Origin of the sequence: Ochrobactrum sp. SFR4 (assembly GCF_019730395.1) — a bacterium.
Lineage (GTDB): Bacteria > Pseudomonadota > Alphaproteobacteria > Rhizobiales > Rhizobiaceae > Pseudochrobactrum.
This window is the reverse complement of record NZ_JAAPBB010001277.1, coordinates 1-241: the sequence shown is the minus strand read 5'-3', so window position 1 is coordinate 241 and position 241 is coordinate 1. Positions and strand designations below refer to the sequence as shown.

The window sequence follows — 241 nt, the reverse complement described above, 5'->3', positions numbered from 1 at the left end:
CATATAATGCCATAACCGGCTGTACGTCGCCGTTCAGTGTCTTGACCATCAATGCAAAGAGCTGCGCTGCGACTTCCTCAATATCCGTATGCGGGTATTCTTTATAAGTTGCGATTATTGTTGCATTATTGATCATACGATCTGTGAGATGGCAGTGCAGATCCAGCTCAACAGCAATCGCAATATCGGGGCCGACTATCTGGCGGATATGCTCGATCAGATCGCCTTCAACATCATCATA

The 241-nt window shown here is 46.5% G+C and carries 1 protein-coding gene; it reads right to left on the bottom strand.

All coding sequences use genetic code 11. The features are described from left to right. On the bottom strand, positions 1-241 hold a 241-nt coding region (locus HBA93_RS23130; RefSeq protein WP_221724788.1), incomplete at both ends, for a M81 family metallopeptidase.